Genomic DNA, 14,938 nt, shown 5'->3' with positions numbered 1-14,938 from the left:
GGCGGTCGTGTCCTCTCAGGAGAAGGTGTCGGACGTACGACCGGTGAGGGGCCGAGAACTCATCGCCGCGCGCGGCTCCCTCACCACCGCCACCTCGCCCGCCGGGACGGTGACCAGTTCAGGCACCGGCTTTCCGGTGAGCAGCTCGGTGGCCTCGCCGGACACGGAGATCTCCGCGGCCGCCTCGGTGTGGTTGATCAGGAAGAGGTAGTCCGCGTCCGTGCCTCGCCGCAGCACCGCCTCCACGCCCTCCGGGGCGCTGAGGACCGGCATCACGCCCGCCTCCGTGCGGATGCGGTCGAGGAGGGCGGCGAGCGTCGCCGGGTCCGGCCGGGTGGCCAGGTACCAGGTGGTGCCCGCACCGAAGGAGTTGCGGGTCACCGCGGGTACGCCGTCCAGCGGGCCCCGCGTGTACGTCGACACGGCCTCCGCGCCCTCCAGCCGCACCCGCTCCGACCACAGCGTCCCCGTGGCACCGCCGTCCGAGGAACTCAGCTCCACCGACTCACCCGGCAGCAGCGGGAACAGCTCGTCCGTGCGCACCCCGAGCGCCTCACGGAACGCGCCCGGGTAACCCCCCAGCCGCACATGGCAGTTGGTGTCGACCGCCCCGCTGTGGAAGCCCACGGCCAGCGTGCCGCCGCGCTCCGCGAAGCCGGTCAGATTCGCCGCGCCCTCGTCGTCGACCAGGTAGAGCGAGGGCGCCAGGACCAGACGGTACGACGACAGGTCCGCCTCCGGGTGGACGAAGTCCACCGCGACGCCCGACCGCCACAACGGCTCGTACCAGGCACGGACCAGCTCCTGGAAACGCACCTCCGCGCTCGGCTGCGAGGGCAGTTCCAGGGCCCAACGGGCGTTCCAGTCCCAGACGATGGCCACCTGTGCCGGGACCGTGGCGCCCCGCACCTCCGCCAACGCCCGCAGATCCGCGCCCAATCGGACCACGTCACGCCAGATCTGACTGTCGGTCCCCGCGTGCGGCAGCATCGCGGAGTGCCACTGCTCGGCGCCCGCCTTCGCCGCCCGCCACTGGAAGTAGGCGATGCCGTCGGCCCCCCGGGCCACGTGGGCGAGGGCATTGCGGCGCAACTCCCCAGGTCCCTTCGCCCGGTTGACCGGCTGCCAGTTCACCGCGCCCGTCGAGTGCTCCATCAGCAGCCAGGGCCCGCCGGCCAGCGAGCGGACCAGGTCGCCGCTGAGCGCGAGGTCGATGTGCGACTCGGGGTCCGTGGACTGGAGGTAGTGGTCGTTGGAGACCACGTCCAGCTTCGGGGCCCAGCGCCAGTAGTCCAGTGCGTCGAAGTTGTGCATCACCATGAAGTTGGTGGTCGCGGGGATCTCCGGCGCCGCCTCCCGCAGCACCTCGCGCTCCGCCTCGCACAGCGAGAGCAGCGCGTCGCTGCAGAAGCGGCGCCAGTCCAGCTGGTGGGTGGGGTTGGGGACGGCGCCCGTGGCGCGGGGTGGGATGATCTCGTCCCAGTCGTAGTACCACTGGCTCCAGAAGCGGGTGCCCCAGGCGTCGTTGAGCGCATCAAGGCCGCCGTACCTCTCGCGCAGCCAGACCCGGAACGCCGCCGCGCTCTCCTCGCAGTAGCACTCCGCGTTGTGACAGCCGTACTCGTTGTGGACGTGCCACATCACGACCGCCGGATGCTCGGCGTACCGCCGTCCCAGCTCCCCCGCCATCCGCAGCGCCGCCTCCCGATACGCCGGGCTCGACGGGCAGAACGTCTGACGGCTGCCGTACGAAAGTCCCCTGCCGTCCTTGTCCACGGGCAGCGCCTCGGGGTGCTTGACGAAGAACCAGGCGGGCGGTGCCGCCGTCGGGGTCGCCAGGTCGGCGGCGATGCCGTGGGAGTGGAGCATGCCGAGGACTCGGTCCAGGAGGGTGAAGTCGTACTCGCCCTCCTTCGGCTCCAACAGCGCCCAGGAGAAGATGCCGACGCTGACCATGGTCACCCCGGCCTCGGCCATGAGGCGCATGTCCTCGGCCCAGACCTCCTCGGGCCACTGCTCGGGGTTGTAGTCACCGCCGTAGGCGATGCCCCGCGGGATCATCGGGCGTCTCCGCCCAGGAGCCGGCGGGTCGTCTCCACACCCCACTGGTCCAGGGACAGCAGCCGGTCGCTCGACGCCATCAGCCCGCCGGTCGCCTCGACATGGGCCGCCCAGCGCTCACGGGTCTCCACGGCGGGGCGGGCCATCAGACAGTCGGGGTCGTTGACCCAGAACCGGCCGTGCTGCCACTGGCGGCCGGCGCCCGTGAACTCCGCCGGGTCCTGGCCGGGCTGGCTGTAGTCGTCGGCCTCGGGGCGGCGGTGCGGGGCCGTGTCGGGGCTGACGCGCATGGCGTCGAAGAGGCCGATGGAGGCGAGGAGCGGGGCGCCGCAGCCGAGCAGGTACGCGTCGTCGCCGATCGCCTCGCGGATCAGCTCGATGCCCTGGCGGTACGCCGTGAGGGGGTCCGCGTCGGAGTGTCGTACGCCCTCCAGGGCGCCCGCGTAGAGGAAGTCGACCTTGAAGTAGTCGTAGCCCTCGGAGCGGAGGGTGCGGAAGACGTTCGCCAGGTACTCCGCCGCCTCCGGGTGGGTCGTGTCCAGGACGCACAGGTCGTGGCCCCAGTTGCGGCCGGCGTGCAGGAAGCCGCCGTCGAGATCCTTGACCAGCCAGTCGGGGTGCTCGGCGGCCAGGTCGCTCGCTGGGTCGACGAGGAAGGGTGCCGTCCAGATGCCCGCCCGGCGGCCCCGCGCCCGGATCGCGTCCGCGATGCCCCGGCGGGAGCGGAAGCGGCCGGAGAGGGTGAGCCAGTCGCCGAGGGCCTTCTGGTAGCCGTCGTCGATCTGGACCACGTCGATGGGCAGGTCGAGGGTGTCCATCGCCCGCAGGTTCTCGTGGATGTCGTCCTCGGTGACCTGGGTGAAGTACTCGTACCAGGAGCACCAGACGGTGGGCGCCGGGCGCGGGGGCGCGACCTCCAGGGAGGCCGCCCAACTGCCCAGCACCTCCTGGATGTCCGTGCCCGTCCACTCCTTCACCGGACCGTCGGCGCTGATCTCCGCCGCCTCGCCGGTGACGACCAGACGGATCGACGGGACCTCCCGGGTCGGGTCCACCGCGGCCCAGAGGCGGACCGCGGAGCCGTCGCCCGGGTCCAGGGCCAGCAGGCCCTCGCCCTGGAAGGTGCCCGCGGGGACGGTGACGCCGGGGCGGTAGCAGACCGTGGCCCAGTTGTCGTCGGTCGGGCGGTACGGCTTGTCACCGAGGGCGTAGGCGCCGCTGGGGCTCCAGGACTGCCAACCCTCCTCGTGGACACGGGCGTTGCGCGCGTCCACGGGCACGGAGGCGACCGGGGTGAAGGAGTGGGACACGGTGGTTCTCTTTCAAGTGAAGGGCGGTCAGCCCTTGTTGGCACCGAGCGTCAGACCGCTCACGAACTGCCGTTGCAGTACGAAGTAGACGATCAGGGTCGGGATCGCGGTGAGCAGCGCACCCGCCGCCACCAGGTTCGGGTCCGTGAAGTACGTGCCGGAGAGGTTGTTGAGGGCCGAGGTGATCGGCATGTTCTCGCCGGTGGAGATCAGGACCAGGGCCCAGAAGAAGTCGTTGTAGATCCAGATCGAGAGCAGTGTGCCGAGGGCGGCCATGGCGGGTTTGCACAGCGGGAGGACGATCTGCCAGTACTGGCGCCATACGGAGGCGCCGTCGACGAGGGCGGCTTCGGTCAGTTCGTGCGGGAGGGAGCGCATGTAGTTGCTGAGCACGAACGCGCAGAAGCCGGACTGGAACGCCACGTGGATGAGGACCAGGCCGAGTGCGGAGTCGTAGAGCTTGCCGCTCATGGTGATGCCGGGCAGGTCGATGAGCAGGTAGAGGCGGTAGAGCGGGGTGATGATGACCTGCTGGGGGAGCAGGTTGCCGGCGGTGAAGACGAGCAGCAGGGCGAGGTTGAGGCGGAAGTCGAAGCGGCTGACGTAGAAGGCGACCATCGAGGACAGGAAGAGGGTCAGCAGGACCGCGGGTATGGCGATGAGCAGCGTGTTGACGAAGTAGTGCGTCATGTCGGACTGCTCGAAGGCGTTGGTGAAGTTGTCCAGGCTCAGGGAGTCCGGCCAGGACACATAGCCCTTCTCGCTGGTCTCCGCGTAGGGGCGCAGGGCCGCGTAGACCGCCCACAGGAGAGGGGCGAGCCACGCCAGGGCCATGGTGGCCAGGACGACGTGCAGCACAACCCGCGCGGGGCGCAGCGGCGTCTTCGGCTTCTTGAGAGTCAGGGTGCTCATGCGCGCCGCTCCTTCCGGAAGGTGCTCACCAGGTACGGGATGATCACGACGAGCGAGATCAGCAGCAGCACGACCGCGATCGCGGAGCCGTATCCGATCCGGCTGGACTCACCGATGATGTTGTTGGTCACGAGGATCGACAGCAGCTCGGTGCCCTCGGCGCCCTTGTTGAAGACGAAGACCAGGTCGAAGGCGCGCAGCGCCTCGATGATCGTCACGACCAGCACCACGGTGTTGGTGGGGCGCAGGGTGGGGAAGATGACGTTCTTGAACGTCTGCCACTCGTTGGCGCCGTCCAGCGCGGACGCCTCCCGCAGCGACGGGTCGACGCCCTTGAGGCCGGCCAGGTAGAGGATCATCATGTAGCCGGTGTGCCGCCAGGACGCCGCGATGAGGATCGCCCAGAGGTTGAGGTCCGGGTCGCCGATCCAGTCGATGTAGTGGCCGGGCTGGTTGGCGCCGATGAGGCTGTTGATCAGGCCGGTGTCGGGGTTGTAGACGAGCTGCCAGACGAAGCCGATGACGGCCATGGACAGCACGACCGGCAGGAAGAACGCGGTCTGGTAGACGCGGCTGAAGCGGATCTTCTTGTCCAGCTGGACGGCCAGGAACAGGCCCAGCGGGGTCGGGATGCAGATGAGCACCACGAACCAGATGACGTTGTGCTCCACGGCGGGCCAGAACTGCGGGTTGTTGGTGAACAGTTCCTTGAAGTTCTCGAGCCCGACCCACTGGATGGAGTCGAAGCCGATGCCGTTCCAGGAGGTGAAGGCGAGGAGGATCGACGCGAGCGCGGTGACCCAGACCAGGGCCACGTGCAGGATCGTCGGCAGGCCGGCCATCAGGCCGAGCGTGAGCCGGTCACGGCGGGTCAGCAGGCGCGCATGGCCCTGCGGGACCCGCCTCGTGACCGGGGCAGCGCCCGAAGGCGGCTCGGGGGCCGCCTCCGGGGACTTCGTGGGGGTGGTGTCGGTGGTCATCGTGGTCAGCTGGACGCGAAGATCGTCTTCTTCTGGCGCTCGATCGAGGTCAGCAGACTGTCGATGCCCTTGGGGTCGCGCACGAACTTCTGGAGCGCGGGCTGCATCACCGTCGAGGTGAAGTCCGGACGGCTGTCACGGTCCATGAACTGCGTGAGGCTCTTCGCGCCGGAGATCATCTCGTACGCCTTCTTCTGGAGGGCGGTGTACGAGGAGGTGTCGGCGCCGGTGGCGGCGTGGACGACGCTCGGGTCGGCCTTGAGGTAGATGTCCTCGGCGGCCGTGGTGCCCAGGTACTCCAGGAGCTTGACCGCGCCGGCCTTGTTCTTCGGGCTCTTGGAGAGCATGAAGCCGTCGGTCGGGGCCTCGACGGTGTCCTGGCCGTACGCCGGGTCGATCTCGGGGAAGGCGAAGAAGTCGAGGTCGTCCAGGGCGGCCTTGTCGGTGAACTGCTGGGCCACGAAGGTGCCCAGCAGGTACATGCCGGCCTTCTTGGAGGCGAGCGTCTGCGCCGCGTCCTGCCAGGTGCGGCCGGTGGCGCCTTCCTGGTGGTAGGGGAGGATCTCGGTCCACAGGTCGAAGACCTTGCGCACCTTGGCGTCGGTCCAGGAGGCCTTTCCGGCCATCAGGTCGACGTGGAAGTCGTAGCCGTTCTGGCGGAAATTGATCTGGTCGAAGGTGCCGAGCGCGGGCCAGGCGTCCTTGTCGCCGAAGGCGATCGGGACCAGCTTGTCCTTCTCCATCTGCTTGCACAGGGCGACGAAGGCGTCCCAGGTGGTGGGGACTTCGTAGCCGTACTGCTGGAAGACGCTCTTCCGGTAGAAGACCGCCCAGGGGTACGAGTACAGCGGCACGAAGTAGTACTTGCCGTCCTCGCCCTTGCTGAGCTTGTGCATCGCCTCGGGGAAGTTGCCCCCGATCGTCTTCCACACGTCGTCGATCGGCGTGGCCAGTCCCTTGGCCGCGAAGAACTGCATGCGGTAGCCGGCGAACCAGGTGAACACGTCGTCCGGTGTGCCCTGGAGGTAGGCGTTGATCTGCTCCTGGAAGGTGTTGGAGTCCTTGGTGTTCACGTCGACCGTGATCCCGGAGTCCTTCTTGAAGGCCGCGTAGATGTCCGCGAAGGCCTTCTTCGGCACCGGGTCGGACGCCTTGGAGCCGAGGGTGACCGTCTTCGGGTCGGACGAGGCTCCGCTGCCGCCGCAGGCGCTCAGCAGGGGGATGCCGGCACCGAGAACGGCGGCGCCGCCTATGCCGCGCAGGACGGAGCGGCGGCTCGCGGAGGGGAGGGAGAAGTCGGGCATGAACGGCTCCTGGGGACAGGGTTTCGGCCAGGCAGGGAGGGTGTCGAAGTCCGTCGTAACCGACCAGAAATCAACTTGACCGAACACGGTTGCGTAATGACAGCCGTATGTCCTGTCATGCGTCAAGAGGCGCATGTCACCTTTGTGGAAACGTGACCGACACATCCAAGATCGATCCGATCGTCCGAATCACCTTCGACCGGTCGAACAAGCCGCCGGCTTCCGGCCACGGACAGGGCCGGGTCCGAAGACGGGTACCGCCGATCTGCACCAGCTCTGCCAGGTGCTGCCCTAGCCGATCACCACGGACTTCGTCACGCTCACCTGGTCGATCTCGGAGACGCGGACCGTCACCTTCATCTCCCAGGTGCCGGCGATCGGCAGATCGAGGTCGCCGGTTCCCCAATAGCCGCCCTTGTCGGTCAGCTTGGCGTCCAGCGGGCCGATGTCCTGGGACGGGAGGGTGAAGGAGAGGCGCAGCTCGGGGACGATCGCGAAACCGCCCTCGGCGTCGAGGACCACCGCTTCCACCGAGTTCCGGCCGACCCGGCCCGGGTCGAGGGTGATCTGCACCTTGCCCCGGGCGCCGCCGATGTCGAAGGGGACGTAGGAGACGGACGCGACGGGCAGCCCGGTAGCCGCGGGGCTCTCGGCGGCCTCCGCCTCCGCACGGCCCGGCACGGTACCGGTGAGCACGGTCGTGATCACCAGCACCACGACGCCGATGGTGACTTCGGCGAGGACGGACCGGCGCAGACCGCGGCGGTCCGGAACCACCGGCGGCTCCTCGGGCGCCTCCGGCAGCGGCGGCCCGCCCACCGGCTCCGGCACCCGTTCCGGTACGGCGGTCCGCGCGTCCGCCGTCGCCAGCCGTACCGTCCACAGCCGCGAGAACCCGGCCGCCGTCAGCAGCACGACCACCACGGTCAGCTTGGCGACCAGGAGCCGCCCGTACGTCGTGTCGGTCAGCGCGCTCCAGGAGCCGAGGCCCCGCCAGGACTGGTAGACGCCGGTGAGGACCAGGACGGTCACGGAGGCGAAGGCCAGGCGGGAGAAACGGGTGACCGTGGCCGGTTCGACGACCGCGGCCCGGTACAGCGTGACGACCAGTGCCGTCAGACCGCCCAGCCAGGCCGCCATCGCCAGGACGTGCAGGACCGAGGAGGCCATCGCCACGGGCACCTGGATGCCGGCGGAGGCGTGCTCACCGGCGGCCCAGGTGAGGGCGAGACCGAGGGCGAGGGCGGCGCCGATCGCGTAGGAGGAGCGGCGGTGCCGGAACAGCCGTAGGAGGAAGAGCGCCGTCAGTGCGAGCAGCACCAGCCGGGCCAGCAGTACCAGCCCCGGCCGGCTCGTCGCCGTCCGTTCGAAGGCGGCGGCGTCGAAGGCCGTCGCGGGGCCCGTGCCGGCCTCGTAGGGCGCCCGCAGCACGAACAGCGCGACCGTGGCGCCCGCCAGCGTCCACCAGCCCACCCGCAGCAGCCTGGGCAGGATGCTCGCGTCCGCCGGACGGCACACCGCGAGGAAGACCGCCGTGCCGATGAGCAGGGCCACCGCGAGATAGGCCAGGTAGCGGGCGATGTTGTAGAGGCCGTTCGTGGCCGGGTTCTCCACGGGTCCCGGGTCCACGGTCACCGCGGTCGCCGAGGGCTTGCCGACGGAGAAGGTGAACGCCCCCGACACCGGGTGGCTGTCCGCCGAGACGACCCGCCAGGCCACCGTGAAGGTGCCCTCGCCGAGCCCGCCGGTAGGCAGCGACACCCGGGCGGTGTCCGGGCTCCCCGGGACATGCTCGGCCTCCCCCGTGCGCACCCGCTCGTTCTTCGGGCTCAGCACGCGGAAGGAGTCGTCGAGCAGACCGACGGACTCGGTGAAGGTCAGGGTGATGTACGCGGGGGCGGACTTGAGGACGGTTCCGTCCTCGGGGTCGGTGGAGCGGAGGGCGGCATGGGCCGACGCCGATCCCGCGCCGCCGAAGAGGAGCAGGACCAGCACGGTGCCCAGCAGCACCAGCCCTTGAACTCGCCGCCGTCCTCGTCCACCGTCACGCTCCACGTCCGCACTCCGTCCCGCAGCTCCGGGTTATGTACGCACGACGGCGCCGGAACACTCACCACGTGGGCCGCGCCGACACTCCCCCGTCGACGACCAGATCCTGCCCGGTGATCCAGGACGCGAGCGGCGAGGCGAGGAACACACAGGCGTCGCCGATGTCCTCGGGGCGACCGAGCCGGCCCAGGGGCGCCTTCGCGTGCCACCGCTCCACGCCCTCCGGCCAGTCCCGCGCCAGCCCTTCCCGGTCGATGAGCCCGGGCGAGACGCTGTTGACGCGGATGCCGCGCGGCCCGTACTCCAGGGCCGCCGACCGGGCGTGCATCACCAGGGCGGCCTTGGACGCGCAGTAGTGGGCGTGTCCGGCGGCGGGGGCGTGCGCCTCGATGGAGGCGATGTGCGTCACCGAACCGCCGCCGTGCGCCATGACCTCCGCGGCCGCCTGGGTGCACGCGAAGGCGCTCGTCAGGTTGGTGTCGACGACCTCCCGCCACTCGGCGGCCGTCATCCCCGGCAGCTCCCGCACCGGCTGCACCCCCGCGTTGTTGACCAGCGCGGTCAGTCCGCCGCCCCACGCGTCCGCCTCCCGGACCAGCTCGCGGCAGTCGTCCTCGTCCCTCAGCTCCGCCTGGAGCACGACGGACCGCGCCCCCGACTCCCGGACCAGGGCCGCCACTTCCTCCGCCGCCGCCACCGCCGTACGGCAGTGCACGACGACCGCGGCGGCCCCCTGCTCGGCGAACCGCACCGCGATCCCCCGCCCGATGCCGCCGCCCGCGCCCGTGACGAGGGCGACCTGTCCTTCGAGGAGTCTCATGGACGGCACAGTGCCGCGATCCGGTCGGCCTCGGCGGGGTAACGCGCCACCAGAGCCTCGGACTCCCCGTGCTCATACCCCTCGTAGGTGAACCCGGGAGCCATCGTGCAGCCGAAGAACGTCCACGCGCCCCGGGTCCGCGCACCCATCCAGGTGCCGGCGGGGACGGTCAGCTGGACGTGCTGGCCGGCGAGGACGTCGGGCCCGAGCACCGGAGCGCTCGATGTGCCGTCGGGGGACAGGAGGAGGAGTTCCAGGGGGTCGCCGAGGTAGAAGTGCCAGACCTCGTCACTGGGCAGGCGGTGCAGGGCGGAGAAGTCGTCGGCGGTGAGCAGGACGACTATGGCCGAGCCCTCCGGTCTGCCGTCCGCGCGCTCGGGGCCCGCCCAGGTACGGCGGAACAGGCCCCCCTCACGCGGAATCGGCTCCAGTCCGTAGTGGGCGACGAGGTCTTGTGGGGTCACCCCGGGAAGGCTACCTCCCGGGTCAGGAAGGCCAGTTGGGCGTGCTTCTCGGGCAGGTACACGTCCGGGATGTCGATCTCCGGCAGCACGACCCGCTCCCCGGCCACGAACCCCTGTCGCAGGAACCGGGCGATCGCCCGCTCGTTGCGCACGTCCGGATCGACCACGACCCGCCTGCGGTCCAGGCCGAGCAGGACGTACGACGCGACGGCCCCCAGCAGCGCGGAGGACCAGCCCGCTCGCCCGCCCTCGGCTCCGGCGGGCGCCAGGAGCAGATGAACGCCGATGTCACCGGGCTCGACGGGGTAGCACTCGCTGACCCGGTCGGCCTCCGGTTCATAGGTCTGGAGCAGTCCGACCGGCTCGCCGTCCTTCTCCAGCAGATAGGCGTGGTGGGTGTCGAGGGTGTCCATGTGGGCGTATATCTCGGTCACTTGGTCCTGGGTGAGGCCGTTCATCCCCCAGAACGCGGCCCGTTCCTCGCTGACCCAGCCGTGCACCACCTCCGCGTCGCCCTTCGCGTCGAGGGTGCGCACACGGACGGTGCCGAAGCCGTCGACCTCCTGCTCGTGGACGTAGGTGTCAGACATCGCTCTCCTTGCTGAGCTGTTCGAAGTCGGTGACGACCGGGACGAGGTCGCCCGCGAGCCACAGGGGCAGTTGATCACGGTGATGCGGTGAGCCGGGCACGCCCGAGGCGCCGAACGGCACCACCCAGCGACTGTCCTCGCGCCGGGCCAGGTCCCACACGTAGCGGGCGGCCGGACCGCGCGCGGCCAGGTCGGTCAGTCCGGGCACGGCGGAGGTGCACAGCACGCAGTCGTGGTCGCCGGACAGACCGGGTTCGTCGAACGTCGTGTCCGGCAACGCCCGCCACGGGTACAGGCGGTGGGTCTCGCCCCAGGTCGCGGAAGGCTTCCCGGCGGCCACCTCCTCGACGGCCGCGCGGATCTCGGCGGGGCGGTCGATGCCGTACAACTCCTCGGCGCGCAGCAGGTGTTCGAGGGCGTAGCCGATGCGTGGGGTCAGTCCGAGCCAGGGGAGGAGGACCTCGGGGTAGGCGGGCGGGGCGGTCAGCGCGGCGAACGCGGGGTGGGCGGCGAGCCGGCGTACGACCGCGCCGCGCACCGCGGAGTAGCGAGCGGCGTCCTGGCTGTCGGCGTCCATGCGGCGGTCCCAGCGCAGGAGGGTGTCCCTGAGCTCGGCGGCCTGCGGGGTCAGGTCGTGGAGGGTGGCGAGGTGGTCCAACAGGGGGGCGGCGGAAGCCAGATACGTGTCCATGTGGAGGACGGGCATGTCCCCCGCCGACCACTGGTCCTTCTCCGCGAGCAGCGCCGCGATGCGGTTCGCGCGGTGCGGCGGGGCGAACTCGACGCCGAGCGGTGCCGCCGGGCCCCGCTGGTTGGCCATGACGGCGACGCCGTCCTCGGTGAGTCCGGCGCGGGGCATGTCGTGCCAGCCCTGCCACTCGTGGCCGGTCTCCCAGGCGGGGACGACACGCGTGCGGTTGGCCCGGGACCGCACCGGGACCCGGCCCGCGACCCGGTGCAGCAGCCCGCCCTCGGTGTCGGCGGCCTGGACGACGTTGACGGGCTCGGCCCAGCTGTCGAAGGCCCGGTCCACGTCGGCGACCCGGCGGGCGCGCAGCAGGGGCAGGAGGGTGCCGAAGCCCAGGTCGCCGGTGACGCGCGGCGGAGTGCGGAGGCTGAGGGCGAGCGGTGTGCCGTCGTCGAGCCCTTCCGGGCCGCCCGCGATGACGGGCCCGCGTTCGGTCTCGATGACCTCGACCTCGACGGGCTCCTCACCGGCCACCTCGATGGTCTCGGTGTGCCGGGAGGCGCGGGTCCAACTCCCGTCCGGACCGAGGGCCTCGACGCCGGCCCCGGTCCGTCGCAGCCGCTCCTCGTACAGGTCCTGGTAGTCGGCCATGGCGTTGGTGATGGCCCAGGCGACCGTGCCGGTGTGGCCGAAGTGGGCGATGCCGGGGACGCCGGGGACGGCGAGGCCGACGACGTCGAACTCCGGGCAGGAGAGGTGGATCTGCTGGTAGACGCCGGGGTCCTCGATGAAGCGGTGCGGGTCGCCGGCGATGACCGCCTGGCCGGTGACGGTCCGTTCGCCGCTCACCAGCCAGCCGTTGCTGCCCGAGGTGCCGGGACCGTCGATGGCGAAGAGTCCGACGGCCTCCTCGCCGAGGTGCTGCACGGCCTGTTCGCGCCAGAGCTTGGCGGGGAATCCGGCGAAGAGGATGTGCGCGGAGAGCCAGACGCCGAGCGGGGTCCAGGGCTCCCAGCGGCCGGGGGTGCCGAGGGGCAGGGTCGCGTCGGCGAGGCCTTCGTCGATCCCGTCGACGTAGGCCCGTACCCAGTCGGCCGTCTCCGGGTCCCGTCTCTCCAGATGTTCGAAGCAACGTCTCGCGGTGTCGTCGAGCCGGGCCCGCCGCACGAACCGGTCCCACGGCAGGGCGTCGGGGCCGAGGAGGGACGCCGAGGTGCCGCGGGCCCGGTGCCGCTCGACCTCCAGCTGCCAGGCCCGGTCGCGGGCGGTGACGACGCCCTGGGCACGGGCGAGTTCGCGCACGCTGTCGGCACGCAGATGCGGGACACCCCAGGCATCCCGGTAGATCTCGGCGCTCACTCTGTGCCCCTCCTGAGCTTTAGGTTAGGCTCACCTAAGTAACTGGTGGTGAAATCGTACGCGAGGAGTGAAGAGACGATGGGGCAGGGGCACGGCTGGGAGGGCGCGGTCCTCAAACTGCTGCGCGCGAAGGACTACGTCTTCACCGTCACCGGCGCCGAGGACGTCACTCCGAGCTACCGACGCGTCCACCTCACCGACGGCGGCATGCTCGCCGCGACCGGCGTCCACCCCACGATGTGGGTCCGGCTGTGGTTCTCCGCCGCGGGCAAGCCGCACCAGCGGGCCTACACCCTCGTCGACCCGGACCCCGCGGCCGGCACCTTCAGCCTGGAGTTCGCCCTCCACGAGGGCGTGGCCAGCGACTGGGCACGGACCGCGAAGCCCGGCGACACCATCGAGGCGACGGTCCACGGCACCGGCTTCGAGAACCCCGACCCGGCACCGACCCACGTCTTCGCGATCGGCGACCCGGCGTCCCTGCCCGCCATCAACTCCCTGCTGGAGGCGCTGGACTCGTCCCCGGCGACGGTCTGGTTCGAGGGCGGCACCGACGGCCTCCCCTTCCGCACGGACCCCTCCCGCCACGACGTCCGCCCGTCCTCCTCCCTCGTCGACGAGGTGAAGAAGGACCTCCCCGACCTCCTCAAGGCCCACCCGGACGCCTACGTCTGGATCGCCTGCGACACCACGACGACCCGCACCCTGTCCTCGTACGTCCGCAAGGACCTGGGCGTTCCCAAGGACCGGCTGCACGCGCTGGGGTACTGGCGGGCGGCCTGAGCGGTCTCGGCGAGGTCCGGCAGCGGGGCACCCCCGCGAACGCCGGCATGAGCACAACCATCCGCGGTGCTCGTGTGTCGAGAGGGACGTCCGTTGCGCGAGTCAAGGAGTCCCGTTGCGCAGAGCAACCACGGCAGCCGCCGTGTTCACCGCTTCCGTCGCCGTCACACTCACCCCGGTGACGTCATCGGCCGCCGCCCCCTACAAGGGTGCCAACACCGCAGCCGTCCAGGACGACTTCAACGGTGACGGGTACCGGGACCTCGCGGTCGGGGCGCCGTACGCGGCCAACGGCAGTGTGGAGGGGGCCGGTTCGGTCGTCGTGCTGTACGGCGGCTCGGGGGCGGGGGTGAGCGCCACGCGGCGGGCGGTGATCACGCAGGCGACGTCCGGGATTCCCGGGACCCCGGAGGAGTACGACGCTTTCGGCACCGCGGTGACCAGCGCGGACCTCGACCGGGACGGGTACGCGGACCTGATCGTCGGGGCTTCGGACGAGGGCGTCGGCGCCCAGGAGCTGCGGGGTTCGGTGACCGTCGTCTGGGGTGGGCCGAGCGGGCTGAAGGGCGGGGCAGCCGTGTCCGTGCCCTCCGGCTACGGAGAGGGCAGGACGTACTGCGGCTTCGGGCGCTCCCTGGCCACGGCCGAGATGAACGGCGACGGCAACCCCGAACTGGCCGTCGGCTCCAAGTGCGAGGCCGCCACCTACACCGGCCCCTTCACCCGCACCGGGAAGGCCGCCGCCACGGTCCGCAACGACTTCTTCGGAGGGACCAGCGGCGTGGTGGCGGGCGACGTCGACGGCGACGGTCTGGCCGAACTGTTCTGGCTGCCCGGCCCCTCGGGCGACGACCTGCGCGGATCGGTGTACGTCTACGACGGCGCCGACGGCCCCAACTCCGTCCCGTCGTCGGTCAAGCCCACCGAACTCCCTTACGCAGACGGCCACGCCGGTGCCATCGGCGACATCAACGGCGACGGCTACGGCGACCTCGTCACCGGCATCTCGTCGGACGACTCCATGTCCGGCGGCCCCTCGGGCTGGGCCCGTCCCGGCGGCGAGATCCAGGTCCTCTACGGCAGCGCCCAGGGCATCACCGCCGACCAGCAGCCGAAGGTCTACCACCAGGACACGGCCGGTGTCCCCGGCACCGCCGAGAACGGCGACCAGTTCGGTCAGTCGCTCTCCCTCGGCGACGTGAACGCCGACGGATACGCCGACGTCCTCGTCGGCGCCCCGAGCGAGGCCGTCGGCTCACGCAAGCTGGCCGGCACCGTCGTGCTCCTGCGCGGCTCCGCCTCCGGCCTGACCACCACCAAGGCGGCCGGATACACCCAGGACACCGCGGGCGTCCCCGGCGCCGTCGAGACCGGCGACCAGTTCGGCGCCGCCGTCCACCTCGCCGACCTCAACAAGGACGGCAAGGCCGAGACGGTCGTCGGGGCGCCGACCGAGAACAGCGACGGCTGTGTGTGGGTGGCCCGCGGCTCCGCCTCCGGCCCCGTCCTGAGCGGCTCGGTCAACGTGTGCGGCAAGAGCGTCGGCATCGGCGTGCGGAACGTGAAGGGCTACTTCGGCGCCGCGCTGGCCAGTCCTCACGTGGAGCTCTGACGCACT

The 14,938-nt window shown here is 70.9% G+C and carries 12 protein-coding genes; 2 read left to right on the top strand and 10 right to left on the bottom strand.

From position 1 onward, the window contains the following. Positions 1 to 15: 15 nt before the first annotated feature. From ACFY0U_RS12385 to ACFY0U_RS12340, 10 genes are all read right to left on the bottom strand, one after another. Positions 16 to 2,061: a beta-galactosidase gene (locus ACFY0U_RS12385; protein WP_388634079.1), complete on the bottom strand. Its 2,046-nt coding sequence runs from the start codon at positions 2,059 to 2,061 to the stop codon at positions 16 to 18. Then, the gene (locus ACFY0U_RS12380; RefSeq protein WP_388634076.1) at positions 2,058 to 3,371 is read right to left on the bottom strand and encodes a glycoside hydrolase family 36 protein; all 1,314 of its coding nucleotides are present in this window, start codon (positions 3,369 to 3,371) and stop codon (positions 2,058 to 2,060) included. Before ACFY0U_RS12380 ends, ACFY0U_RS12385 begins: the two co-directional genes overlap by 4 nt. Before the next feature lie 27 nt (positions 3,372 to 3,398). Further along, the gene (locus ACFY0U_RS12375) at positions 3,399 to 4,283 is read right to left on the bottom strand and encodes a carbohydrate ABC transporter permease (RefSeq protein WP_388634073.1); all 885 of its coding nucleotides are present in this window, start codon (positions 4,281 to 4,283) and stop codon (positions 3,399 to 3,401) included. Continuing rightward, positions 4,280 to 5,263 carry a carbohydrate ABC transporter permease gene (locus tag ACFY0U_RS12370; RefSeq protein ID WP_388634071.1) on the bottom strand — a complete coding sequence of 328 codons (984 nt, stop codon included), beginning with the start codon at positions 5,261 to 5,263 and terminating at the stop codon, positions 4,280 to 4,282. Before ACFY0U_RS12370 ends, ACFY0U_RS12375 begins: the two co-directional genes overlap by 4 nt. 5 nt (positions 5,264 to 5,268) lie before the next feature. Further along, entirely contained in the window at positions 5,269 to 6,567 is a 1,299-nt protein-coding gene (locus ACFY0U_RS12365; RefSeq protein WP_388634068.1) for an ABC transporter substrate-binding protein, read from the bottom strand. A gap of 291 nt (positions 6,568 to 6,858) precedes the next feature. After that, entirely contained in the window at positions 6,859 to 8,577 is a 1,719-nt protein-coding gene (locus tag ACFY0U_RS12360; RefSeq protein ID WP_388634336.1) for a copper resistance protein CopC, read from the bottom strand. Between the two features lie 100 nt (positions 8,578 to 8,677). After that, on the bottom strand, positions 8,678 to 9,436 hold the full coding sequence (locus tag ACFY0U_RS12355) for an SDR family NAD(P)-dependent oxidoreductase (RefSeq protein ID WP_388634065.1): 759 nt from the start codon (positions 9,434 to 9,436) through the stop codon (positions 8,678 to 8,680). After that, entirely contained in the window at positions 9,433 to 9,900 is a 468-nt protein-coding gene (locus ACFY0U_RS12350) for a cupin domain-containing protein (RefSeq protein WP_388634062.1), read from the bottom strand. Before ACFY0U_RS12350 ends, ACFY0U_RS12355 begins: the two co-directional genes overlap by 4 nt. Continuing rightward, positions 9,897 to 10,490: a GNAT family N-acetyltransferase gene (locus ACFY0U_RS12345; RefSeq protein WP_388634059.1), complete on the bottom strand. Its 594-nt coding sequence runs from the start codon at positions 10,488 to 10,490 to the stop codon at positions 9,897 to 9,899. The genes ACFY0U_RS12350 and ACFY0U_RS12345 overlap by 4 nt, the downstream gene beginning before the upstream one ends. After that, positions 10,483 to 12,537 carry a penicillin acylase family protein gene (locus ACFY0U_RS12340; RefSeq protein ID WP_388634057.1) on the bottom strand — a complete coding sequence of 685 codons (2,055 nt, stop codon included), beginning with the start codon at positions 12,535 to 12,537 and terminating at the stop codon, positions 10,483 to 10,485. Before ACFY0U_RS12340 ends, ACFY0U_RS12345 begins: the two co-directional genes overlap by 8 nt. Before the next feature lie 78 nt (positions 12,538 to 12,615). Here ACFY0U_RS12340 and ACFY0U_RS12335 point away from each other — a divergent pair, with 78 nt between their 5' ends. Together ACFY0U_RS12335 and ACFY0U_RS12330 are read left to right on the top strand one after the other, a co-directional pair. Then, positions 12,616 to 13,320, top strand: coding sequence for a siderophore-interacting protein (locus ACFY0U_RS12335; RefSeq protein WP_388634054.1), 705 nt, complete (start codon positions 12,616 to 12,618; stop codon positions 13,318 to 13,320). Between the two features lie 115 nt (positions 13,321 to 13,435). Further along, on the top strand, positions 13,436 to 14,932 hold the full coding sequence (locus tag ACFY0U_RS12330; protein ID WP_388634052.1) for an FG-GAP-like repeat-containing protein: 1,497 nt from the start codon (positions 13,436 to 13,438) through the stop codon (positions 14,930 to 14,932). Positions 14,933 to 14,938 lie beyond the last annotated feature (6 nt).

Origin of the sequence: Streptomyces sp. NPDC001536, assembly GCF_042894505.1 — a bacterium.
In the GTDB taxonomy this organism is placed as follows: domain Bacteria; phylum Actinomycetota; class Actinomycetes; order Streptomycetales; family Streptomycetaceae; genus Streptomyces.
The sequence above is the reverse complement of the archived record's forward strand: the minus strand, read 5'-3'. Positions and strand labels throughout refer to the sequence as shown.